Below are 22,921 nucleotides of genomic sequence, written 5' to 3' on the forward strand. Positions count from 1 at the left end.
GCGTATTCCATAAAAAATACCACAACAAAAAACATACATCACAATAAAAAGCCTTATTTTTTACAAATTTATCACCTATCAGCCCTGTATATCAGTGGTATTATCAATTTGATTATACTTTTAGCAAAAAAATTAAACAAAATTACTTTGTATAGGTGATGTTGAGGTGCTAATAAGTATTGTATAGGTGCACTATAGCCCTAGAATGTAGTTTACTAGGTTTTCTTCATGTTGTAAGCGCATTTTCTTACGCAATCTGTAGCGTTTTATCTCGACGCTACGAATAGAAATATTAAGTAAGGGAGCAATTTCTTTTGAAGATAAGTTTAACCGTAAATAAGCACATAATTTAATATCGTTTGGAGACAAATTAGGATGTAGTTTTTTTAATTTTTTCAAGAACTTCCGGTCAGCGTTGTTAAATGCCTCTTTAAAAAATTCCCAATCGTCATTTTTGCTTAAACTTTTATCAATTGTATTGATAATAGGTTTTACATCTTGAGCATCCATATCAAGTTGTGTAAGATCTTCTTTAATTTTAGTAAGTAGTTCATTTTTCTTTACAATACTCATTGTTGAGGCGGCCAACTCCTTACTTTTACTTTTATATTCCTTTTCTAGTTGTTCCTTCTTTATTTTTATAATCTCTTTTTCATTTTCGACCCTTGTAAGTTTAAGTCGTTGCTCATTTTTTTCAATTAATTTTCGCTGTTGCCTTTTATAATATCTTCTATAATTAACATGCATGAAAAAAGAAAAAGCTATGGTGCCAAGCACATATAGTGCAATCATAAAATTTGATAAGTACCATGGGCGAGCAATTGCAAATGAGTAGCTGGCAACATTTGTCGATGGGGTAGATCCTGACCTTCCCCTAAGTTCGAATGTATAATCTCCAGAAGGTAAATTTTCATATACTACAGTAGCATTACTTGACCATTCGCTCCATTCGATATCCCTACCATTTAAACGATGTTGGTATTGATTAACGTGAAATTTACTGTATTGTGGAATGTAAAACGAAAATTGAAAACTATTATGCGAGCTTTCAAAATCTCCTTGAATGTTACCATCAAGAATCCGATTTTCGCCTTTACCCTTTCCATTATTTTCTAGTGAGGAGAAGTAAACATTAAATTTTTCAGACAACAAGTTATCTTCATTAACGATAATATAGCCAGAGGTTTTTCCAATTAAGTATTGGTCTTCATCTTCATCAATTTTAAGTATGTTTTCATAACCTAATATACCGTTTCTAACTTCCTTTGTCAACGGAATAGTTTTTACTGAAAGTTTATTAACCAAACCTACATTTTCTAAATAACTAATCCCTGATTTAGTAAAAACCCAAAGTCTTTCCCCTCTTTTGTCTACAATTAGTTTTCCTGATTCATAGTCCTTTTCATCATATAGTACACTTAGTAAGCTGTCCTTCAGAAAACGATTCTCCTTTTTATCAAATTTATAAACCCCTTTTTTAAAAGCATATAAAAGGTCTCCTCTATACATTGCTAAGCCAGAATTGGCGCCCTTAATCAAGGTATCTTTTTCAACAGCTGTGACCTCGGTAAAATTGTCATCAATACTAAGCTTAAAAACACCATTGTATTCATGATTGACAAAAATATTATTCCCCAATATCTCAAAGTACCTAGAAGAGTTATCGAAGCCGTCTATTTTATTTCTTACTTTCCATGTATCATTTGACTTCTGCAAAACATACAAGCCATCATAGTTACCTTGAAGTAACAAATCATCCTTACTCTCTATTTTTTCAATTTTCCAGGTTCCAGGAACATTGGCCACTTTTGTAGCTTTTGCATCATTAATTAAAAAAGTACCGGTATGATGCCCACAAAAAAGAGTATCATCAATTAACTGAAAATCCCACACTTGACCTTGGGTTCCTTCTACAAAGCTAAAATTGTCATTCGTTGCGTTTGGCTTGTAAAACAGTCCTTGATTTGTTCCCAAATACAAATTATCTTCATGAATTATTGACGCATATACACTTCCCAATTGTCCATTAAAGTCTTCGAAAACAGCATATGGGCTTTGCATGTTAAGATGACTAATGCCATGATCAAGACCTAACCAAATAGCATTGTCAATATCTTGAAAAAGAGATAATACTGTATTATTAGCTAAACCGTTATTTTGATTTATTTTAACCGTTTGGTCACCCGATCTGTTAATATGAAAAAGCCCTTCAGAAATAGATCCTAGCAAGTAGCTACCATCATTTAGTTGAATTCCGTCATACAAACTAAGACCCTTTAAAGTATTGTTTGGAAAGGTAATATCCGGCACTAAACTATCTTCTTCCTTTTTAAAAAAACCATTGTGCTTTGTAAGAACTATTGGCTGGTTTTTGTTGCCAAATAGTTGAATCACTTCATCATTCTTAACCGCGGGATCATCAAAAACTAACACATCTGTTCCTGCCTCAATTTTAAAAATTCCCCGACCACTTCGATGAAAATAGATCGTATTATCAAAAAGAAAAATCTTAGTAATTGTTGTCTCAGAATCTATGGTTACTATAGAATCATCAGCAGTATTGTAAATATAAATGCGTTTGAGAGATTGAAAGATGACAAACTCATTTAAGCTTACAATGTTCCAAAACTCTTCATCTTCCAAAAGTTGATCTTCAACTGTTGATGACAGCGAGGTATATTTTAATATTCCTACTTCATTTTTTAACCAAAAACCAAACTCTCGATAACAGCCCGTGTAAATTTTTTCATCAACCACCGTTACCGATCGCATGATAGTCTCATTGGGCGAAGGGTGAAGTTTCCAACTCGCGCCATTGTATTCCAGTAAACCTGCACTATTGGCAACGTAAATAAGCTTGTTCAGGGACTGTGCTATAGACCAGTTTTGATTTTCCCCAAGATAATCCTTTGGGAAAAAATTTTGAATAGGCGGAAGTTCCTGTCCAACAGCACCTAACGAAACAACGTAAAGTAAAAACCAGTATTTTTTAAGGTTCAAAACGACTATTTATAGCTAAAAGATACTTCTTTTTTTTACAAGAAGCATATGGAATAACCTTAAGCTATATGTCCTGTGGGCTAGTACATACTAATTAATCAGTCTGTATTAAAGTAGCACTTGCCTTACCATTTACTACTGTAACAATGTATAAATGACCATAAATCGACTCGTCAATTTGCTCATATTTTTTTTCACCTAAAATGGCATTTACAAAAGTTGGGGTTGTATTACTATGTCCGACAATAACAACCCGCTTCCCTTGAGTTTCTTCAAGAAATTTTGGCAAGTCCAGATTTCGCGGATCGTATGTTTTAATCTTTATGCCCAAATTTGTTCCCGGTTCGGGTTTTTCTGGTAACATGATCGCAGCAACCATTCCTGAGGCTGTCTCCTTTGTACGAAAATAGTCGGTGCTATAAATAACATCGATTTTCTCGTTTTTCAGCATCTTACCCCATTGTGTTGATCTAAGTTTTCCTTCCTCTGTTAAATGCGGGTTTTTAGTACCATCAACCTGCTTCTCGGCATGTCTAACAAAATAATAGGTGGTTGCATCTTGTGCCTGGACATAACTAAATGCGACTATTAAAAATAAAATGCTAAACTTAATTTTCATGATATCGGTATTTGACTCCTAAAATAACACAATTATTTTTCAAAGGTAACGTAGCGCAAGCCCCAATCCATTGTATAGTTACCACTATTATTTTTTGTTAAATTAAGATGTGCAGCCATATACTTGGCAACCTCTTTGATTGACGCCTTGTCAATACCAAATAATAATTTCATATAAACCATTGATTCCTCAAGGTTCGACGAAAACTCCCAGGTAAAATTCTGATATTGGTTTTTGACTATATTAAGTGTCCCCTGGGCAAAGTCCTGAGCAAAGTTAGTATCAATAAACATTCCTACATGGCCTAATGAGTTGTTATTATGTACAAATTCGTTTAGAAACGGATCCATGGGTGTTCCTTGTTCAACATCAGCAATAACCAGCTTTCCTCCTTTTTTTAAAACCCGTACTGCTTCTTGTCTAAATTTCTTGCGATCTTCATCAGCTACATGATGTATTGCAGCACAGCACAAAATGGCATCAACCGACTGGTCTTCAAGTGGCAATTTTGACCAATCACAAAGTGGCGAATTGCCTAGTTTTGCAAATATTTCTGAAGTTTCTAATGGCAATATTTTGATATTATCAGGGAGATACTGTTTTAGGTAGTTTCCTCCAGATGGGATATCAACCAACACCATTCCACCTTGCAACTTAATCTGATCTAAAATAGTAGTAAGCTCTTTTTTCCTTGCATTAGGAAGCAATTTCATCGCTTCATGATACTGCTTACCACGTAAATTAAAAATGTCAGCATACTTTACGTGCTGTTGTTCAAACATATTATCTAGCCTTTGGGGATTTGAAGTACTTGATGGTCTAAAGATAGGAAATTGACAACCATCATTTTATAATTGCCTATCAATTTGAATGAGTTGATTCAATAGCATTTTGATTTTAGTATTTTCGTATTGAATATCCTTAATCGCTTGAAGTATTTTTATCAATCAACTGCTTTTATCAGAAAATTTGCCTTTTATGCATTTGATGCATTAAAAGGGAGGATTATAGGGAAGCATTTGACGGATATAAATTCTCATTTTGAAAATCCTGCGGAATCAAAAAATTCAAGAGAAACACTGCTCTTAAATCTTTTGAGTCATACTTTCAAAACGGTTGACTATTACGCTAAACTTGAAGGTATTTCTAAATTATCTGATTATCCAGTAGTCACCAAATCGCATTTTATTGATCATTTTGACTCTTTTATTTCTAGCCAATATAAAGACACCAAATTATTTAAGATGACTACTAGCGGTTCTACAGGCATCCCACTTTTAGTACTGCAGAATAAACAAAAAAAAGATCGTAATACAGCAGATACTATTTATTTCGCCAAACGTGTTGGAGTCTATGTTGGCGTTAAATTACTGTATATAAAGCTTTGGTCCCATAAGAACAAAAAGAGCAAACTATCGCTAGCTATCCAGAATATCATGCCGCACAATATTTTAGATTCAGATAAAAGTCATTTTGAGAAGTTACTTTATAAAATGAATAGATATAGTGGTAAAATGAACATGATTGTATATCCTTCTTTTTTAGAACAGCTTTGTCAGCACTTAGAAAAAAAGGATGTTGAATTACCAAAAATTGGATCACTTATAACCATTTCAGAAAAATTAAATAAATATGAACGACAATGTGCCGAAAAACTATTTGGCGCCCGAGTTTACGAACGATACAGCAATATGGAAAATGGTATTTTAGCACAAGAAGATAGTACCTCATGCTATTACACAGTAAATACAGCCAGCTATATTGTCGAAATGTTACATCCAGAATACGATGTGGCTATAGCAGAGGGTGAAGTTGGGAGGATTGTGATTACCGATCTTTTTAACTACGCTATGCCCATGATACGTTATGACACAGGCGATATGGCTATTGCTAAAACCTTAGATGATGGTAGGCTTGTGTTTACTGAAATCTTTGGTAGAAAAATGGATGTTGTTTATGATACCAATGGTAAATATGTTTCTCCACATATTTTTTATATGATATCTAAATTTTCTGTCCACAAACAATTCCAATTTATTCAAAATGGGAAAAAAACATATTGTTTTAAATTGAATGCTACACCAGAAAAAACCAATGAAAATGCAATGGTTGATTACTTTAAAGCATATTTAGGTAATGATGCGGTTTTTAGTTTTGAATATGTTGATGAAATCCCTCTGCTAGCTTCGGGAAAAAGGAAAAAGGTTGAAAACAGACTTTCTAGCTACTAACACAATATTTTGATTAAAAATTAGTCCTTTTTCAAATGTTTAAATGATCCGGCGTTGAGCTGATTTTAGTCATAGTTCGTCATTTTATGTATATTTAATTTAGTACAGTTAAAGCGCTAACTATGTATAATTGCGGTCATAAAAAAGGAAGCCCTACTGTACTCCTACTAGTATTTATTACAAGTTTTTTCTTGAACAGTATGTATGCGCAAGAACTTGTAAATACTGCTAAGGATAAAAAAACATACAAAGTGTTTTTGTCTAAACAGGATAGTGATTTCAAAAATGAAGTTGTTGAAGAACTTAAACTAAATTCTGATGATATTAATTTCAAAGTAACAGAGCTTTCCGCATTAAAAGACCTGAAGATCGAAGAATGGGATGCTATTGTCATTTTGCATAGTTGGGAATTTTTAAGTCCCCCGAGAGTTGTAAAAAGATTCATTCGTGCAAATACTTCAAACAAAAAAAAGATTGTAGTTTTAACTACATCCAGTGATGGCGATGCTAAAATGGATGAGGTAGACGCAATTACGGGCGAATCAGAATTAGTAGACGCTTATGAATACGCCTATATAATAACCGAGAGACTAAATAAAGTATTTGCAAGAGCAAATTAAACACCGTATTAATAAACACCCTCCCATGTATACTAATGAGCATCAGGCAATGGCTACTCGTTTTAGGTTTCAAATTCAAACAGAAAGTGAGGAAACTTCTCAAGCAATTTTACAGGAGGCATTTACCATTGTAGACGATCTAGAATTAATGCTCAGTAGATTCATACCGGATAGCGATATTTCAAGAATTAACAGATTAAGAAAAAATGAACAACTACATATAGAATATGAAACCTGGGATATTATAAAAAACGCTATCAACATTAATAAAAATACTTTAGGTGCATTCAACATTAATGTAGGAGAGTACATGAATATTTTTAAAGGAGCAAAAGAAGGTATACTTAATGCCAAAGAAGTTACCACAGCACTAGAAAAGGCACATAAAATAGCAAATGAAGGAAGTATGTATATCGATCCGGATCAACCTGTAGTATATTGTATCAAGGAAGGAATTAAACTTGACCTTGGTGCAATAGGAAAAGGATATGCTTTAGACAAGGTGAAGAACTTTTTAGAAGAAGTCGGAGTAACTATTTATACATTAGAGGCAGGAGACAGCACTATACTTTCAGGTGAAAATACATCACCTAATTCATCATGGTCATATCAACTTACATCGCCTTCAGATGTTAAAAACATCGAGTTAAAAAATGCCAGTATATCGGCATCTGGCACTTACTGGCAAGGAGCTCATATTTTTAATCCCAGAACAGGGAAAAATGAACTCAAAGGTCAATTTGATCGTGTTTGGGTATGCGGTAACAATGCAGCTTTATCTGATGCGCTTTCTACCGCATTTTATGTAATGTCAGAAGACGAACTTAAAAAAACAGTCAACCAAATAAATGATCTTAACTGGATTGCGTACGTTAAAGACGGAAAGATTGAAATGCTATCAAATATTAATAAAAAACAGAATTCATGAACAGCAATAATAAACCTAAACCAGAAAATACCCGGCGCGATTTTATGAAAAAAAGCGCCTTAATCGGCACTGGACTGGTTCTAGCTAAACCAATAAACATAATAGCAAATCCGATGTTTTCAAAGCAGAAGGTGAATGTTGGTGTGGTGGGATGCGGGAGTCGAGGCCGCGGTGTAATTTTTAGCAACATTCCTAAAATTGAAAGCGCTAACCTTGTTGCTGTATGTGATATTGTAAAAAATAGGAGAGAGGGCGCTAAGCGGCGATTTGAAAGAAAGTATGATACCAAAGTCAATGCCTATGAAGATTTTTATGACATGATTGCCAAAGAAAAACTAGATGCGGTGGTATTAACCACACCTGATTTTTGGCATATGCAGCATACTGTCGATGCGTTAGAAAGTGGTTTACACGTGTATTGCGAAAAAGCAATGTCTAACAACCTAAAAGACGCCAAAAAAATGGCTAAAGCCATGAAAAAAACCGGAAAACTGCTCCAAATAGGTCGCCAGAGAAGAAGTAATGATCGATATCGGTTTATGTATAGTAAGCTGATACAACAAGAAAAAATATTTGGTAATCTGACCCATGCAATTGGGCAATGGAACAGGTCAAAAATATACAGCTTTCCTAAAAGCCGCCAAGAAGCCCTTGATATGACGGTTATGAAAAAGTACGGATTTGACAATCAAGATCAAGTTTATAACTGGCGCAATTACAAAAAATTGGGTGGTGGTGTTGTATCGGACTTAGGGTCACATCAAATCGATATTTTCAATTGGTTTTTTAATGCATATCCGCATACCGTTTACGCCACCGGTAATAACTCCTATTACGGTCTGGAGCAAGCTGATACTATGGCTACTATTTTAGAATATGATACCCCTAACGGAAAAGCTATAGGTATTTATGAAAATATATCACATTCTCGAGCTATCGGAGTTAATGAACGCTTTATAGGTGACAAAGGGGCCTTCATCATTTCAGAAGGAAAAGATAACAAGATTTACCGCGAATCCAGAGTAAATGCCAATGAATGGCAGCAATATATTGATCGTGGATTTTTGAAAAACCTTAGTGGCTTAAAAGGCTATAAATCTAAAGAACAGGGTGACTCAGGCATCAAAGAAACTGCACCACAAGTTAGCTACGAAATAAATGAGATGCAGGAAATGGATAAGGTGTACAATCTAAATTCACATACGGCGCATTTATATAATTTCATAGAAGCAATCATAGGTAATGAAAAGTTAAACTACGATGCTATATCATCGTATAAAAGTGAATTATGTATTTACAAGATACATGAGGCAATTAACGGTGGTGGCAAGAAGATTACTATACCTAAAAATGCCTACAACATCTAATTTAAATTAAATATAGTCGACTTGCCTAAAATAAACATGAAGGGCTTCATACGGTAATTCAGTATCTTTACAAAAAGAATAATCGTGTACTGTTGCTATGAAAAAAAAGCCGGATAATGTAGTTTATAATGAGAAATCAGAACAATATGAAGCGAACATACTTCCCTACGCTACAAACGTAGGATCACCGATTATAAAAGTAGATGACGTTGCACTTTGGAAAAATAAGAATATCGCAAGTGCCAATCATCTTTTTGATACTCGCTTTAAAGAATTAAAGGCCGCTTACCAAAAGTTAATGACCGAATATGAGTATAACAAAATTATTTACAACGCCAAATTCACATTCGAACCTATAGTAGGTGAAGCCTATCATCTTTATGAAAAAAAGGATGCAACGACCTTCCTTTCACTCATTGCACCTGAAGAATGTAATTTCAAACATTTAGGCTCTTTTAGTCTGAGAGCAGATAAAATTTGGGAGCGTATCGATAACGATATCGTTAAGGAAACCAAGGCAAAGTAATTTACTAAAGTTCATCACAACTAGAGTTTATTCTATATTTATCTTAAATATTAGAATATGCTGCGTTATTTTTTACTTTTCTCATGTTTCGTTCTAGTCGTAAGCTGCAAAAAATCACTATCAGAAATTAATGATTCACAGGTTGATGCAATTAGAATCAATCAAGTTGGTTATTATCCTAATGCGCCTAAAAAGGCCATTATAATTGATGGTAGCAATCTAAAAACCTATTCATTGGTTGACCTTGAATTAAATACTATTGTATTTGAAGGTAATTTAACGGAATCTACTACTTGGGAACTCGCTGGAGAACAGGTTCAAATCGCTGATTTCTCCAACTTTTCAAATCACGGTAGCTACCGTATTTATGTTGAAGGGCTAGGATATTCTCATGCATTTGATATTGCCGATGATGTGTTAGAAGAACCTGCCAAAGCGACCGTCAAAGCATTGTATTATCAACGTGCCAGTACCGAACTTCCAGAAAAATATGCTGGAAAATGGGCTCGCAAAGCGGGTCATCCTGATAATGAGGTTACTTATCATTCTTCCTCAGGTAAAAAAGGAACAATGGATGGTCATGGAGGCTGGTATGATGCTGGCGATTTCGGAAAGTATGTGGTAAACGGAGCTTATCCTCTAGGACAGATGATGACGTTTCATGAGCAATATCCAAATTTTTACAAGGATAATAGCTTGAATATTCCCGAGAGCGGCAATGGCATTTCAGATTTGTTAGATGAGTTAAAATATGAAATGAACTGGCTTTTACGAATGCAAGATGACGATGGTGGTGTATTTTTTAAACTGACTACCAAACGATTTACTGGTATGATCTTACCTGAAAAAGCCGCTGATGAGCGATTCGTTATCGGGAAATCGACCACCGCAAGCCTAAATTTTGCTGCGGTAGCAGCCAAAAGTGCACGAACGTTTAAAGAAGTTGACCCCGCATATGCTAATAGCTGTATGCTAGCAGCAATTAAAGCATATAACTGGGCAAAGAAAAACCCAGAAGTCGCCTTTAAAAACCCAGAAGATGTAGTTACCGGCGAATATGGAGATGATGATTTTAGCCAAGAGTTTTATTGGGCAGCGGCCGAATTATATTTAACTACAGCTGAAGAATCTTACATAAACGATCTAAGATCAACTAGTGTCAATTTCAGCTTTAAGCCGGGAGAAAGTTGGGCAAATCATATGCATTATTTAGGGGCCATTGCACTTATTGATCATTTAGAAGATGGTGCACTTAAAACACAGTTAGAAACCGAAATTGTAGTTGCAGCAAATGAGCTATTAGGACTAACTGAAAAAACAGCCTATTTTCAGCCCATTTCTGATTTTCAATGGGGTTCAAATAGCGATATCTTCAACACTGCAATGATTGTTGCAACTGCCTACCGTATAACAAAAAAGCCACAATACTTAAAAACAGTACAAGAAATTGCAGATTATGTATTTGGCAAAAATGCCACAGCTTATAGCTTTGTAACTGGTTTCGGAGATAAAACTCCAATGTATATACATCACCGTCAAAGTGCTGGTGATGCAATTAAAGAACCCGTACCAGGATTCATCTCCGGTGGCCCAAATAATCGTAAACAAGATAAAGATCAAGTAACATATCCCGAAAACAAAGCCCCAATGAAAGCATGGGCAGATCAAGAAGCTAGCTATGCCAGTAATGAAATTTGCCTGAATTGGAATTCATCAGCGGTTTATGTACTTGGTTTTTTAGCAAACGAAAGCAACTAGTATTTTGCAACACTTAAGCTCCTAAAAAACATGACAAATTTTCCAAATGATTTTATTTGGGGTAGCGCAACCTCATCCTATCAAATTGAAGGCGCTCATGATAAAGATGGTAAAGGCCCCTCTATTTGGGATAAATTCTGCAAGACCCCTGGAAATGTTTTAAATAATGATAATGGTAACATTGCTATAGATCATTATCATCGATTTAAGGAGGATATTGCCTTATTAAAAAAACAAGGATTTACAGCCTATCGATTCTCCATTTCCTGGGCCCGTATCTTACCAAATGGAAAAGGTCAGGTTAATGAAAAGGGAATTGAGTTTTACAATAAACTAATTGACGAATTACTAGCTAATGATATACAACCATGGGTTACACTATATCATTGGGATTTGCCTCAAGCACTATACGAATCAAAAGAAGATTGGCTTAATCCTGTTATAAGTGATCATTTTGAAGAATATGCTACCATTTGTTTTGATCGTTTCGGAGATCGTGTAAAACATTGGATCACTCTTAACGAACCCTGGGTAGCGGCAATTTTAGGCTACGGGCAAGGAGTTTTTGCCCCAGGTCATATTTCTAACAGCGAACCTTATTTGGCAGCACATCATATGCTTATTGCGCATGCCAAAGCGGTAAATATATATAAAAGCTACTTTAAAAGTCAACACGGTACCATTGGCATCACCAATAATTGTGATTGGAGAGAACCTATTGACCAGCAACCAAAAAATATTGAGGCCGCTGAACGTGCACTATTGTTTTTTCTGGGTTGGTTTGCAGATCCTATTTGGTTAGGTGACTATCCACAGGTAATGAAAGACCGTTTAGGCGATAGGCTGCCTGTTTTTACTAAATCTGAAAAAGTGCTTCTTAAAGACTCCTCAGATTTTTTCGGCCTTAATCACTACACAACCATGTACGCTGCTGAGCAAGATGAAGATGCAGAAGAAGTCTCTGCTTACGGTAATGGTGGTCTATCAGAAGATCAAGATGTACAATTATCTCAAGATCCCAAATGGCCGCTTACTGATTTTAATTGGGCAGTTGTTCCATGGGGCTGCACCAAAATGCTTCAATGGATTGCAGACAGATATGACAATCCCAATATTATTATTACTGAAAATGGCTGTGCATATCATGACGAAGTTCAAAATGGCGAAGTGCATGATGAACGAAGAGTTGAATTTTATAAATCATATATAGAAGCTTGTGACGATGCTATACAAAATGGCGTTAGCCTAAAGGGCTATTTTGCTTGGAGTATGTTTGATAATTTTGAATGGGCATCCGGATATTCTCAACGTTTCGGTATTAATTATATTGATTACGATACTTTAGAACGTATCCCAAAAGACTCGGCGAAATGGTTTACCAAGATTATTAAAAAACATCAGGAGAAAGCGATTACTATTTAATCTTCTACTCTCAACTAAACGTTTCTTTTTACATAGGCAAATTTAACTGCGGTGCCGACAATCGAAACCATGGTTACTCCGTTTGCACCCATCATTTCAATATCAAAAGAAATACCAACAACAGCGTCTGCACTTAAATTTGTGGCATTTTCACGTAGTTTTTGAAACGCCTCTTCTTTGGCTTCTTCTAAACCATTTTCATAATTTTCGTAATACTTTTTGCTATTAAACATATCTTTAAACGACATGCCTTTAGTTCCATAGTTGACAACATAGGTTGTTCCAGTGACCACTCCGAGGTAGTTAGCAATTGTTTTTCCATCAACCGAGTTTGTTGTAGTTAATATCATAAATTGTTCTTTACCTAATTGGTAGTAAAAATAGCTTTAGTGTTACATCATAATACCAATTGAATTTTTGTTTCTTTGCTACTACAAAAATCAACGATTAGGCTTGGACACACTAAAGCGTTTTTTTAAAGATACTGCTATTTATGGTGTAACAACCGTACTTGCTAGATTTGTTGGCTTTGTATTAGTACCCTTGCATACGTGGGCTATGGGTACCGTTGACTATTCTAGTGTAACCACGTTTTTTGTGTATGCTGCGTTCTTCAATGTGTTACTTAGTTATGGTATGGAAACGGCCTTTTTCCGTTTTTTTAACACACAAAAAGATAAGCATACGGTCTACTCAACTTCTTTGATAAGCTTAACTACTTCAACAATCTTATTTTTTATTGGGGTTTGGCTTTTTAAAGATCTTATTGCTGATTTTATTCAAGTAGATCGGTACTACTTCAAAATATTGGTAGGAATTACTGTTCTAGATGCATTGGTAGTTGCTCCTTTTGCTTATTTAAGAGCAACGAATCGCCCTATTCGTTTCGCAGGTGTAAAACTAACCAATATTGCCGTTGTTGGATTTTTAAATCTCTTTTTTCTATGGATGATTCCTACTTTTAATTGGAATTTTTCTTTTTACGATAAACAAGAATTACTACAGTATGTTTTTTGGGCTAATCTAGCTGCAAGCGCTGTTACACTCTTGTTGTTATTACCCTTGTTTTTTAAAGTCAAGCTCCATTTTGACACTAGGCTTTTTAAAAAATTACTGCGTTATGGTTGGCCTATTTTAGCTGCAGGAATTGCTTTTGTGATCAACGAGAATTTAGATAAGTTAATGCTTGAACAAATGATTGATAAAGATGTAATGGGTGCCTATGCTGGGTGCTATAAAATTGCGGTTTTTATGACCATTTTTATACAAGCTTTCCGTTTGGGTGCCGAGCCTTTCTTTTTTAGTCATGCCACATCAGAAAATGCAACAGCAAATTATGCTACTATTTTAAAATATTTTGTCATTGCTGGATCGTTAGGACTTTTAATCATTGTTTGTTTTATCGATCCGCTTAAAGACTTTATCGTTCGTGATAAAAGCTATCATAAAGCCATTGATATTGTTCCTATTGTACTGCTAGCCAATTTGTGTTTGGGTATTTATCACAATTTATCTATTTGGTATAAACTGACGGATAAAACGAGGTATGGTATGTACATTTCGATTATAGGTGCTGCTATAACCATCATATTTAACTGGGTAATGATTCCAAAAATAGGATTCATTGCCTCCGCTTGGGCTACTTTGGCAGCATACGGTGGTATGATGATTATTTCATATCAATTGGGCAAAAAATACTATCCTGTGCCCTACGATTTAAAGAAAATCGGATTTTACCTAGCATTCGCAATCGGATTAGCAGCCTTGTCATATCTACAATTCCGCGCCAATTATTGGTTAGCAACCACTTTAGTTTTAGTATTTTTGGCTGCCGCTTTTTTCATAGAAAAAAGAGAGTTACAACTAATTTTCAAACGATCATAAATACATTGATAACGGAACGAATGAAAGTTCAAATCGTCAACAAATCAAAACACACATTACCCAATTACGAAACAGTGGCCTCCGCTGGGATGGATATTAGGGCGAACATCGATGCTCCTATCACTTTAAAACCGCTGGAACGAACTATTGTAAAAACCGGTTTATTTATTGCTTTACCAGTTGGCTTTGAAGCACAGGTACGCCCTCGTAGCGGACTTGCTGCAAAAAAAGGAATTACCGTATTGAATGCCCCCGGTACTGTAGATGCGGATTATAGGGGAGAAATTGGTGTGATCCTAATTAATTTATCAAATGAGGACTTTATTATTGAAGATGGCGAACGTGTTGCTCAGTTGGTTATTGCAAAACACGAACAAGCTCAGTGGGAATTAGTTGAGGTACTTTCTGAAACTGATCGAGGAGCTGGTGGCTTTGGAAGTACGGGAACAACTTAACAAGACAATTGTCATTCCCTCAAAAGAGGGAATCCTTAAATATACAAACAAACAAGATTCCTGCTTTCGCAGGAATGATAAAAAAAAGAATACATGAAAATAATAGTGCCTATGGCAGGTCGCGGTAGCAGACTTCGCCCACATACCTTAACTGTCCCCAAACCATTAATTCCTGTAGCAGGAAAACCAATAGTGCACCGATTGGTAACTGATATTGCCGGAGTGCTTAAACAAGACATCGAAGAAATTGCCTTTATTCTTGGCGACCCCGCCTTTTTTGGAGATGATGTTATTAGAAGCTTAGAAGAGCTTGCAAAAGGTTTGGGTGCAAAAGCAAGTATATATCGCCAATTAGATCCAAAAGGAACAGGTCATGCCATTATGTGTGCCGAACCTTCATTAAGTGGTCCGGCAGTAATTGCTTATGCAGATACGTTAATTCGTGCTGATTTTGATCTTGATCCTAATGCTGATAGTGTTATTTGGACCAAGAAAGTTGAAAATCCGGAAGCCTATGGTGTTGTAAATTTGAATGAGAACGATGAGATTATTGAACTCGTTGAAAAACCAACAGAATTTGTTAGCGACCAAGCGGTAATTGGTATTTACTATTTTAAGGATGTAGGAATATTGAAAAACGAACTGCAATACGTACTAGATAATAATATCATCAATGGCGGCGAATATCAGATCAATGATGGAATCAAGCAGATGATGGCCAAAGGAAAGATATTTAAAACTGGTACCGTTGATGAGTGGATGGACTGCGGTAACAAAAATGTCACCGTTGAAACCAATCAGCGTATGCTTAACTTCTTACATGCCGATGGTGAAAAACTGGTTGCAGATTCAGCCAACATTGAAAATTCGGAAGTGATTGAACCTTGTTTTATTGGAGAGGGTGTGGTAATTAGTAATTCGAAAATAGGACCTCATGTTTCTATCGGAAAAGGAACCAAAATCATCGATTCTACACTAAAAAATAGCTTGATTCAAAACGAATCAGAGATTAAAAATGCCAAATTAAATAATGCCATGGTGGGTAATCATGCTAAATTTGATGGTGATTTCACAACAATAAGTATTGGAGATTATTCAGTTTTAGAATAGGTTTAATCCTAACAAAACTAACATTCTACATTGTCAGATTGAGCGCAATCGAAATCTTATTGCTTCTTTTATATTGTTATCAAATCCGCTCTAACTGTTACGATAATCCAGCCTATATCCTATATTTTAGTTAATCAAAGCCCATTTTACATCAAAATGCGTAATTTACGGTCAAAACCTACCTGTTGTTGTCTATTCGTTTGAACACTTTATACTGCCTTGTTTTATTGGGATTTTTACTCCCTCTGCCCTTACATGCCCAACAGGTTGAAATTAATGATGATCTTGGCGATGTAACTGATGAGTTTCAAGAGTATTTTTTTGAAGCGCTAAAACAACGTAGTATCGAAAACTACGAGAAAGCATTAGAAGCACTTCAAAAATGCAAAAGCATTGACGATTCTAAGGCGATTGTTGATTTTGAAATAGGTAAAAACAACTTACTGCTTCGAAAATTTGATACAGCGGAAGAAAATCTAAAAAAAGCCATAGCGAAAGCACCCAGCAACGAATGGTACCTAGAATCGCTGTATGAAGTGTATTACCAAACTCAAAATCTAGATCAGGCAATTATTACAGCCAAAAAATTAATTGCACATCATCCTATTTATAAAGAAGATTTGCTAAGCTTATACATGCGCACTAAGCAATATGAAGAAGCTATTTATATTCTTGATGATCTTGATGCTAGCAAAGGACGATCTGCAAGACGAGATAGTATTCGAGCTCAAATATATACTACAAGTAGTTTTGAAAATGAAGAAGTAAATTACTGGAAAAAGCGCATTGCAAATGATCCAAGAAATGAGAAAAACTATCTTTCATTAATCTATTTGTTGAGCGAAAAAGGGGATGCCAAAGCTGCCTTTAAAATTTCAGAACAATTACTGAGAGCTATCCCCGATTCAAAATTGGCACATCTTGGCTTGTTCAAAAATTATTTAATTAATGATCAAGTTAATAAAGCCATTAACTCAATGAATATTGTAATGAAGGCAACGCAAATAAATCAAGAAGCAAAGTTTAAAGTGCTGTACGATTTTATGCGTTATACTGATACACACCCTGAACAAGAACCAGCCCTTGAAAAAGCTGCAAATTTGTATGCAGAGATCGAAGGAATGCGATCAGTCTACACTGATATTGGCAATTATTACCTAAAAAATGGGAAAGACCAACAAGCTAATAAATATTTGCAGCTTGCATTTAATGGAGAGCTCCCTACCAATAATTTTGATGCTCTAAAAAAGCAGCTATTCTTGTTAGCAGAATCTAATAACTATAAGCAGCTTTATGAAAAAACAGAAAAGGCTATTGAGAATTATCCTTCACAGCCACTTTTGTATTTTTTAAGGGGTGCTGCATGTAATAATCTTAAAAAATATAAAGAAGCTATTGACGTTTTAGAAATTGGTATTGATTTTGTAGTAGATAATATAAAACTTGAATCAAGCATTTATAAAGAATTAATTGTGGCCTATCGTAGTTTAAATAATACGAAGAAAATGAAATACTATGAAGCACTTCTGATTCGAATAAATAGTTAATAATCAAATAGAAAGAATATTCTTAAATTTTATTTAGTGTCATCTAAAAAATTCATAAAGATAATATTTGCTGTATTCGTCATTCTATTATCAGGATGTAAGGCAACAAATAAAGTAACAAACACTACAGTGGTTGCACCTCTTAACGCCCGAAAAATTGTAAAAAATCATTATAAAAGCAGTACGGTTTTTAAAACTTTAAAAGGTCGTGCAAAAGTTCGCTATGAAGACGAAAGTCGGGGACAAACCGTAACTGCTAACATCCGTATTGAAAAAGGCAAAACTATTTGGCTAAGTGTATCATTTTTGGGAATTGTCGGGGCTAAAGCATTAATCACCCCCGATCAGGTACAGTATTACAACAAGCTGGAAAAAAACTATTTTGATGGTGATTTTAGTTTGTTAACTGATTTGCTAGGTACAGAACTTACTTATAACCAATTAGAAGATATGCTAATGGGACAGGCTATCTTTGATTTGAAGGATGAAAAATTGGAGAGCTCTGTTTTCAACAGATCTTACAAATTACAGTCCAGTCAAAATATTCCGTTGTTCGACAAACTATTTTTTGTAAATAGTCAAAACTTTAAAATGGCTGAGCAACGCTTAAGACAAAAAGACAAAGCGCGCGAACTATCAATTTTATATCCTGAATACCAAAAAGTAAAAGGAAAAATACTCCCAAAGAAGATTGACATTGTTGCCAGTGAAAATACCACAAGCACAAAAATTGCGTTTGAATATAGAAGTGTTAATTTTGATGAGGATATTTCTTTTCCGTTTAAAATACCTAGTGGGTATAAAGAGATTCAGATCAACTAAAATGAAAAAAACGTCTGTTGCTACTTTTATTTTTATTCCCTTATTTACATTAATACTTTGGCTTCCTACGTCACTTTCAGCACAGTCTACAAAACAAAAAGAACTACAACAACGACAGGAAAAGCTACAACAGGAGATTAAGCAAATTAATAAGCTTTTTTTCGAAGTTAAAAAAGAATCCAAATCCGTTTTAGAACGATTAGAAGATATGGACCAAAAGGTCAATGCACTTCAAAAACTAATTCGGGTAAGCAACCAACAAGCCAACTTATATACCAGAGAAATTGATGAAAATTTGAAGAACATCGCAAAACTTCGGTCCGATTTAAGCTCATTGAAAAATGAATATGCCGATATGATTAGAAAGTCGTATAAAAGCAAATCGGAACAAAGTAGAATTATGTTCTTATTATCGTCTGATGATTTTTTACAGGCATACAAACGTATGCAATACATGAAACAGTTTACACGCCACCGTCGTAAACAGGGTGAAGCAATAAGCGCTAAGACTGAAGAATTGCAATTGCTCAATATCGATCTCAAAGAAAAGAAAAAAGAAAAAGAAAAGGTCTTAGCTGAAAACAAGAAAACTCAAAAAGCGTTAAAAGAAGATCAAAAACAACAACAAGAACTCATTGCTGTTCTTAAAAAAGATCAAAATAAATATGTTGCGGAGATTAAGCGTAAACAACGAGAATCAAACAGAATTGATGCGCAGATAAAATCACTCATTGCTGAAGCGATTGCTGCATCTAACAAAAAACTTGGAAAAAGCGGGGCAAAAACCTTTGCATTAACTCCGGCAGACAAAATTATCGCCGGGAATTTTGTTGCAAACAAAGGAAGACTCCCGTGGCCTATTGAAAAAGGAGTGGTTACTAGAAAATATGGCATTCAACAACACCCGGTATTTAAAGGTAATACCATTAAAAGTAATGGCTTACGTATTGCTAGTGAAAAAGGAGCAAAAGCACGTGCTATTTTTGACGGTGAAGTGCTACAAGTACAGGTGCAGAAAAGAGGAAATCCGAAGGTATTGATCAGACACGGTAATTATATTAGCGTTTACGGAAACCTGCGGAAAGTATATGTAAAAAAGGGTGACAAAATAAAAGCCAAACAAGAAATTGGCGAGGTATTTACTAGCAGAAGTAGTGGAAAAACTGAGCTTTATTTTAGCGTTTTTAAGGAAGCTAAAACCATGAATCCAGCTCCCTGGCTAGCGTCTAAGTAAACAGCGCTTTCAACTCACTTGCATCTTTAGGTTCCATTTTACCAGCTAATACTAAACTTAGTTGTTTTCTTCGCAAAGCAGCTTCATAACGCTCTTTTTCAAGTGCAGTCTCAGGTTTAATTTTAGGTATTGCCACCGGACGTCCAGTTTCATCTACCGCAACAAACGTATAGATAGCCTCATTTGCTTTTGCACGCGCCCCCGACTCCCTATCTTCTGTCCATACATCAATAAATATTTCCATACTTGATGTAAATGCCCGACTTACTTTTGCTTCTACAGTTACTACGCTTCCTAACGGAATCGCTCTGTTAAACGCCACGTGATTCACCGATGCAGTTACCACAATGCGCCTAGAATGACGTCTAGCTGCAATACTGGCAGCCCGATCCATTCTGGCCAATAATTCACCTCCAAAAAGGTTATTTAGCGGATTGGTTTCACTAGGTAAAACAAGATCAGTCAATATTGCTTGGGATTCGCTTGGCGTTTTAGCTTCCATTCAAAAAAAGTTTTGACAAAGATAGGATTCCCATATCATTTTTATAATTGGTTTGATAACTAAAAATTGATTCCTTAATTTTAAATCAATAAGTATTTACCAATGAAAACTTCTTTAACTAACATCCTTCTTTTCTTTGCTTTTTTTAGTTTTTTCTTCGTAGTCAATGCTCAAAATGACGAGTGGCATATTTCAACCACTGATAATTCTGATTATACCGGTATCGCTATCGCCAACGGAAGAATCGGAATGCTCTCTTCTAAAAAACCATTAGAAATACAACATGTTGTACTAAATAATGTATACGATGTTGATCCGAACCTAAAAGTGAGTCAGATTTTACACGGAATGAATTTTGGTAACCTAGATATGTATATCGATGGCGAAAAAATATCAGAAGATAATATCAGTAATTGGAAACAAACTATGAATATGAAGGAAGCTGCCTTTACTACTTCCTTTTCATTTAAAAATAAGGCGGATGTTTCATGCACCCTGTACGCACTTAGAAACATCCAGTACGCATCCTACATAGACATTAAAGTAACTGCCAAAAAAACAATAGATTTAAAGATTGCAGGAAAGATTATCGTGCCTAAAGAATATCAAAAACCTACCAACACCTATCAAGTACTTAAAGATGTAGAAACCACCATGCCCATTTTACAATCAAAAGCTAAGAGTCCTTTCGGAAAACATCTTGTCAGCACATCGGGGACCTTTGTTTGGCACGCTATTAATTCTTCCAGAGAACACCAAAGGCCCGAACTAAAACATGAGGTTATTTCAGACTATGAGAACACTCTTTCATGGCAACAGCAAATTAAAAAAGGGAACACTTTAGAATTTGCTTGGACCGGAGCACAATGTACTACCAAAGATTTTGCCGACCCAAAATCAGAATCAGAACGCATTGTTATTTATAATTTGCTGAATAGTCGTGAAGTCCTTTTGGGACAACATAAAAAGCAATGGGAAGCACTGTGGGAAGGTGATATCATTATTGAAGGTGACCTAACCTCCCAACAGGATGTTCGCCTTGCCCTTTATCATTTATATGCATTCGGCCGGGGTGATTCAGATCTAAGTATCGCACCCATGGGTTTATCACTTCAAATACCTTATAACGGACATATTTTTTGGGATACGGAATTATGGATGTTTCCACCGCTACTTATATTCAACCAAGATATTGCAGGTTCGTTGGTTAACTACCGTTCTGACAGATTAGATAAAGCAAAACAGCGCGCACTAAACTATGGATATAAAGGTGCTATGTTTCCATGGGAAAGCGATGATACCGGAGAGGAAGCAACACCGCCATTTGCATTAACAGGGCCATTTGAGCATCATATTACTGCCGATATTGGCATCGCTTTTTGGAACTACTATAGGGTAACCAAAGACAAACGTTGGTTACAGGAAAAAGGATTTCCAGTGTTGAAGGCGGTGGCAGACTTTTGGGTAAGTCGTGTCACTAAAAATAATGATGGTAGTTTTTCGATTAATAATGTAGTTGGCGCCAATGAATTTGCCCCTAATGTAAATGATAACGCTTTTACGAATGGTGCCGCAATAACTGCCTTAAATTATGCTGTTTTAGCCGCTAAAGAGTTAAACATCGACCCGGATCAACAGTGGACCGAAGTGGCATCCAAAATAAGAATCTTAAAGTTTAAAGATGGTACTACTAAAGAACATAGCCACTATAATGGCGAGCGGATTAAACAGGCTGATGTCAATTTACTCTCCTACCCTTTAAATGTGGTAAACGATGAAAAGACCATTTTAAAAGACCTCAAGTACTATGAACCAAAACTAGCAAAAGAAGGTCCTGCAATGGGTAAATCAATTTTTGCTGTATTGTACGCAAGACAAGGAGATGCAAAAAATGCATTTAGGCTTTTTAAAGATAGTTATGTACCTAATCAACAAGCACCTTTTGGTGCCTTATCTGAAGTAGCTACTTCCAACTTCTCTTATTTTGCTACCGGTGCGGGTGGTATGCTACAAAGTGTGTTATTCGGATTTGCCGGATTAGAGTTTTCTAGTGAAGGAATTATTCAAAAAAATCCCATTTTACCCAAGCAATGGAAATCGTTAACCATTAAAGGTGTAGGTCCCGATAAAAAAACATACAGAATTGACCAGTAGATTGGTTAGATTCAACTGATTTCAGTATGAAAAAACTATTTCAAAAACTGTCAAATTACACTTCGATACTACTTCCAACCTCTAAAAGAATTAACTCTTTACTAGCACTTGAAAACTTATTTTTTGCCTCCTCTTTATCAATCTCGATATACCCAAAAGTATCATAGTGAATACCGAGTACACGATTACATTCAACGAAATCAGAAGCAACGACAGCGTCATCAACACCCATAGTAAAATTATCGCCGATAGGAAATACAGCTAGGTCTAGAGCGGTCTGCATTGGTATCAATTTCATATCCATCGTTAAGGCCGTATCTCCGGCTATATAAATGTTTTTATCTGCCTCCATAACAAACCCTCCCGGTTGACCGCCATAAGTACCATCACCAAAAGACGATGTATGCACAGCGTTGACATACTTCACTTTTCCAAAATCAAAATTCCATGCTCCTCCATGATTCATTGGGTGCACTTTATGTCCCTTTGCCTGATAATGCATTGCTATTTCGTAATTAGATACAATGATGGCTCCAGTATGTTTTGCAAGAGCATCGACATCAGCAGTATGATCAAAATGGGCATGCGTTACCAGAATAAAGTCCGCTTTAAGTTCCGTTAACTTTATCTTTTCTTTTGCTAGCGGATTTTCAGTAATGAATGGGTCAATAATAATGTTTTTTGTCCCGGTTTCTATTCCAATACAGCCATGGCCGTAAGCAGTAATTTTCATAATGCTTAT

At 35.5% G+C, this 22,921-nt stretch carries 20 protein-coding genes; 14 read left to right on the forward strand and 6 right to left on the reverse strand.

Going from position 1 to position 22,921, the window contains the following annotated elements:
* Nucleotides 1–192: 192 nt before the first annotated feature.
* The 3 genes from ABN763_RS13915 to ABN763_RS13925 all read right to left on the reverse strand — a co-directional run bounded on the left by ABN763_RS13915 (nucleotide 193) and on the right by ABN763_RS13925 (nucleotide 4,401).
* Nucleotides 193–3,000 carry a triple tyrosine motif-containing protein gene (locus tag ABN763_RS13915; protein ID WP_410486091.1) on the reverse strand — a complete coding sequence of 936 codons (2,808 nt, stop codon included), beginning with the start codon at nucleotides 2,998–3,000 and terminating at the stop codon, nucleotides 193–195.
* Between the two features lie 94 nt (nucleotides 3,001–3,094).
* Nucleotides 3,095–3,619, reverse strand: coding sequence for a phosphoglycerate mutase family protein (locus tag ABN763_RS13920; protein WP_410486092.1), 525 nt, complete (start codon nucleotides 3,617–3,619; stop codon nucleotides 3,095–3,097).
* 32 nt (nucleotides 3,620–3,651) lie between these two features.
* On the reverse strand, nucleotides 3,652–4,401 hold the full coding sequence (locus tag ABN763_RS13925) for a class I SAM-dependent methyltransferase (protein ID WP_410486093.1): 750 nt from the start codon (nucleotides 4,399–4,401) through the stop codon (nucleotides 3,652–3,654).
* Between the two features lie 147 nt (nucleotides 4,402–4,548).
* On the opposite strand from ABN763_RS13925, the gene ABN763_RS13930 reads away from it, so the two are divergent.
* From ABN763_RS13930 to ABN763_RS13960, 7 genes are all read left to right on the forward strand, one after another.
* Nucleotides 4,549–5,850, forward strand: coding sequence for a CoF synthetase (locus tag ABN763_RS13930; RefSeq protein WP_410486094.1), 1,302 nt, complete (start codon nucleotides 4,549–4,551; stop codon nucleotides 5,848–5,850).
* Nucleotides 5,851–5,972: 122 nt separating this feature from the next.
* Nucleotides 5,973–6,470, forward strand: a complete 498-nt coding sequence (locus ABN763_RS13935) for a hypothetical protein (RefSeq protein WP_410486095.1) — start codon at nucleotides 5,973–5,975, stop codon at nucleotides 6,468–6,470.
* Nucleotides 6,454–7,398, forward strand: coding sequence for an FAD:protein FMN transferase (locus ABN763_RS13940; protein ID WP_410486096.1), 945 nt, complete (start codon nucleotides 6,454–6,456; stop codon nucleotides 7,396–7,398). The genes ABN763_RS13935 and ABN763_RS13940 overlap by 17 nt, the downstream gene beginning before the upstream one ends.
* Nucleotides 7,395–8,765 (forward strand): Gfo/Idh/MocA family oxidoreductase, encoded by a 1,371-nt coding sequence (locus ABN763_RS13945; RefSeq protein WP_410486097.1) that lies wholly within the window; start codon nucleotides 7,395–7,397, stop codon nucleotides 8,763–8,765. Before ABN763_RS13940 ends, ABN763_RS13945 begins: the two co-directional genes overlap by 4 nt.
* A 97-nt stretch (nucleotides 8,766–8,862) precedes the next feature.
* Nucleotides 8,863–9,291, forward strand: a complete 429-nt coding sequence (locus ABN763_RS13950; protein ID WP_410486098.1) for a DUF2452 domain-containing protein — start codon at nucleotides 8,863–8,865, stop codon at nucleotides 9,289–9,291.
* Nucleotides 9,292–9,348: 57 nt separating this feature from the next.
* Entirely contained in the window at nucleotides 9,349–11,049 is a 1,701-nt protein-coding gene (locus ABN763_RS13955; protein WP_410486099.1) for a glycoside hydrolase family 9 protein, read from the forward strand.
* A 30-nt stretch (nucleotides 11,050–11,079) separates the two neighbouring features.
* Nucleotides 11,080–12,471, forward strand: a complete 1,392-nt coding sequence (locus ABN763_RS13960) for a GH1 family beta-glucosidase (RefSeq protein ID WP_410486100.1) — start codon at nucleotides 11,080–11,082, stop codon at nucleotides 12,469–12,471.
* 14 nt (nucleotides 12,472–12,485) lie between these two features.
* Here ABN763_RS13960 and ABN763_RS13965 read toward each other — a convergent pair whose 3' ends face one another.
* The gene (locus tag ABN763_RS13965; protein WP_410486101.1) at nucleotides 12,486–12,821 is read right to left on the reverse strand and encodes a YbjQ family protein; all 336 of its coding nucleotides are present in this window, start codon (nucleotides 12,819–12,821) and stop codon (nucleotides 12,486–12,488) included.
* Between the two features lie 103 nt (nucleotides 12,822–12,924).
* On the opposite strand from ABN763_RS13965, the gene ABN763_RS13970 reads away from it, so the two are divergent.
* From ABN763_RS13970 to ABN763_RS13995, 6 genes are all read left to right on the forward strand, one after another.
* Nucleotides 12,925–14,355 carry an oligosaccharide flippase family protein gene (locus ABN763_RS13970; RefSeq protein WP_410486102.1) on the forward strand — a complete coding sequence of 477 codons (1,431 nt, stop codon included), beginning with the start codon at nucleotides 12,925–12,927 and terminating at the stop codon, nucleotides 14,353–14,355.
* A 20-nt stretch (nucleotides 14,356–14,375) separates the two neighbouring features.
* Nucleotides 14,376–14,810, forward strand: a complete 435-nt coding sequence (gene dut / locus ABN763_RS13975; RefSeq protein WP_410486103.1) for a dUTP diphosphatase — start codon at nucleotides 14,376–14,378, stop codon at nucleotides 14,808–14,810.
* Between the two features lie 93 nt (nucleotides 14,811–14,903).
* Nucleotides 14,904–15,920 carry a sugar phosphate nucleotidyltransferase gene (locus ABN763_RS13980; protein ID WP_410486104.1) on the forward strand — a complete coding sequence of 339 codons (1,017 nt, stop codon included), beginning with the start codon at nucleotides 14,904–14,906 and terminating at the stop codon, nucleotides 15,918–15,920.
* Between the two features lie 227 nt (nucleotides 15,921–16,147).
* Complete coding sequence (locus ABN763_RS13985) at nucleotides 16,148–17,467, forward strand: tetratricopeptide repeat protein (protein WP_410486105.1); 1,320 nt, start codon at nucleotides 16,148–16,150, stop codon at nucleotides 17,465–17,467.
* Nucleotides 17,468–17,503: 36 nt separating this feature from the next.
* A complete protein-coding gene (locus tag ABN763_RS13990; protein ID WP_410486106.1) occupies nucleotides 17,504–18,289 on the forward strand; it encodes a DUF4292 domain-containing protein in 786 nt (261 codons plus the stop codon).
* Nucleotide 18,290: 1 nt separating this feature from the next.
* The gene (locus ABN763_RS13995; RefSeq protein WP_410486107.1) at nucleotides 18,291–19,523 is read left to right on the forward strand and encodes a murein hydrolase activator EnvC family protein; all 1,233 of its coding nucleotides are present in this window, start codon (nucleotides 18,291–18,293) and stop codon (nucleotides 19,521–19,523) included.
* On the opposite strand, the gene ABN763_RS14000 is transcribed toward ABN763_RS13995, so the two are convergent.
* Complete coding sequence (locus ABN763_RS14000) at nucleotides 19,516–20,025, reverse strand: acyl-CoA thioesterase (protein WP_410486108.1); 510 nt, start codon at nucleotides 20,023–20,025, stop codon at nucleotides 19,516–19,518. The genes ABN763_RS13995 and ABN763_RS14000 overlap by 8 nt on opposite strands.
* A 102-nt stretch (nucleotides 20,026–20,127) precedes the next feature.
* Here ABN763_RS14000 and ABN763_RS14005 point away from each other — a divergent pair, with 102 nt between their 5' ends.
* Nucleotides 20,128–22,179: a glycosyl hydrolase family 95 catalytic domain-containing protein gene (locus ABN763_RS14005; RefSeq protein WP_410486109.1), complete on the forward strand. Its 2,052-nt coding sequence runs from the start codon at nucleotides 20,128–20,130 to the stop codon at nucleotides 22,177–22,179.
* A gap of 55 nt (nucleotides 22,180–22,234) precedes the next feature.
* On the opposite strand, the gene ABN763_RS14010 is transcribed toward ABN763_RS14005, so the two are convergent.
* A complete protein-coding gene (locus tag ABN763_RS14010; RefSeq protein WP_410486110.1) occupies nucleotides 22,235–22,912 on the reverse strand; it encodes a metal-dependent hydrolase in 678 nt (225 codons plus the stop codon).
* Between the last annotated feature and the right edge of the window lie 9 nt (nucleotides 22,913–22,921).

It is taken from the genome of Spongiivirga sp. MCCC 1A20706 (genome assembly GCF_046524175.1).
Lineage (GTDB): Bacteria > Bacteroidota > Bacteroidia > Flavobacteriales > Flavobacteriaceae > Spongiivirga.

What these genes read in the sequence shown, in the direction of transcription:
- ABN763_RS13955 (WP_410486099.1), top strand. Translation starts at nt 9,349, where the DNA reads ATGCTGCGTTATTTTTTACTTTTCTCATGTTTCGTTCTAGTCGTAAGC.
- ABN763_RS13945 (WP_410486097.1), top strand. Translation starts at nt 7,395, where the DNA reads ATGAACAGCAATAATAAACCTAAACCAGAAAATACCCGGCGCGATTTT.
- ABN763_RS13965 (WP_410486101.1), bottom strand. Translation starts at nt 12,821, where the DNA reads ATGATATTAACTACAACAAACTCGGTTGATGGAAAAACAATTGCTAAC.
- ABN763_RS13920 (WP_410486092.1), bottom strand. Translation starts at nt 3,619, where the DNA reads ATGAAAATTAAGTTTAGCATTTTATTTTTAATAGTCGCATTTAGTTAT.
- ABN763_RS13950 (WP_410486098.1), top strand. Translation starts at nt 8,863, where the DNA reads ATGAAAAAAAAGCCGGATAATGTAGTTTATAATGAGAAATCAGAACAA.
- ABN763_RS13995 (WP_410486107.1), top strand. Translation starts at nt 18,291, where the DNA reads ATGAAAAAAACGTCTGTTGCTACTTTTATTTTTATTCCCTTATTTACA.
- ABN763_RS13935 (WP_410486095.1), top strand. Translation starts at nt 5,973, where the DNA reads ATGTATAATTGCGGTCATAAAAAAGGAAGCCCTACTGTACTCCTACTA.
- ABN763_RS14000 (WP_410486108.1), bottom strand. Translation starts at nt 20,025, where the DNA reads ATGGAAGCTAAAACGCCAAGCGAATCCCAAGCAATATTGACTGATCTT.
- ABN763_RS13960 (WP_410486100.1), top strand. Translation starts at nt 11,080, where the DNA reads ATGACAAATTTTCCAAATGATTTTATTTGGGGTAGCGCAACCTCATCC.
- ABN763_RS14010 (WP_410486110.1), bottom strand. Translation starts at nt 22,912, where the DNA reads ATGAAAATTACTGCTTACGGCCATGGCTGTATTGGAATAGAAACCGGG.
- dut (WP_410486103.1), top strand. Translation starts at nt 14,376, where the DNA reads ATGAAAGTTCAAATCGTCAACAAATCAAAACACACATTACCCAATTAC.
- ABN763_RS13980 (WP_410486104.1), top strand. Translation starts at nt 14,904, where the DNA reads ATGAAAATAATAGTGCCTATGGCAGGTCGCGGTAGCAGACTTCGCCCA.
- ABN763_RS14005 (WP_410486109.1), top strand. Translation starts at nt 20,128, where the DNA reads ATGAAAACTTCTTTAACTAACATCCTTCTTTTCTTTGCTTTTTTTAGT.
- ABN763_RS13925 (WP_410486093.1), bottom strand. Translation starts at nt 4,401, where the DNA reads ATGTTTGAACAACAGCACGTAAAGTATGCTGACATTTTTAATTTACGT.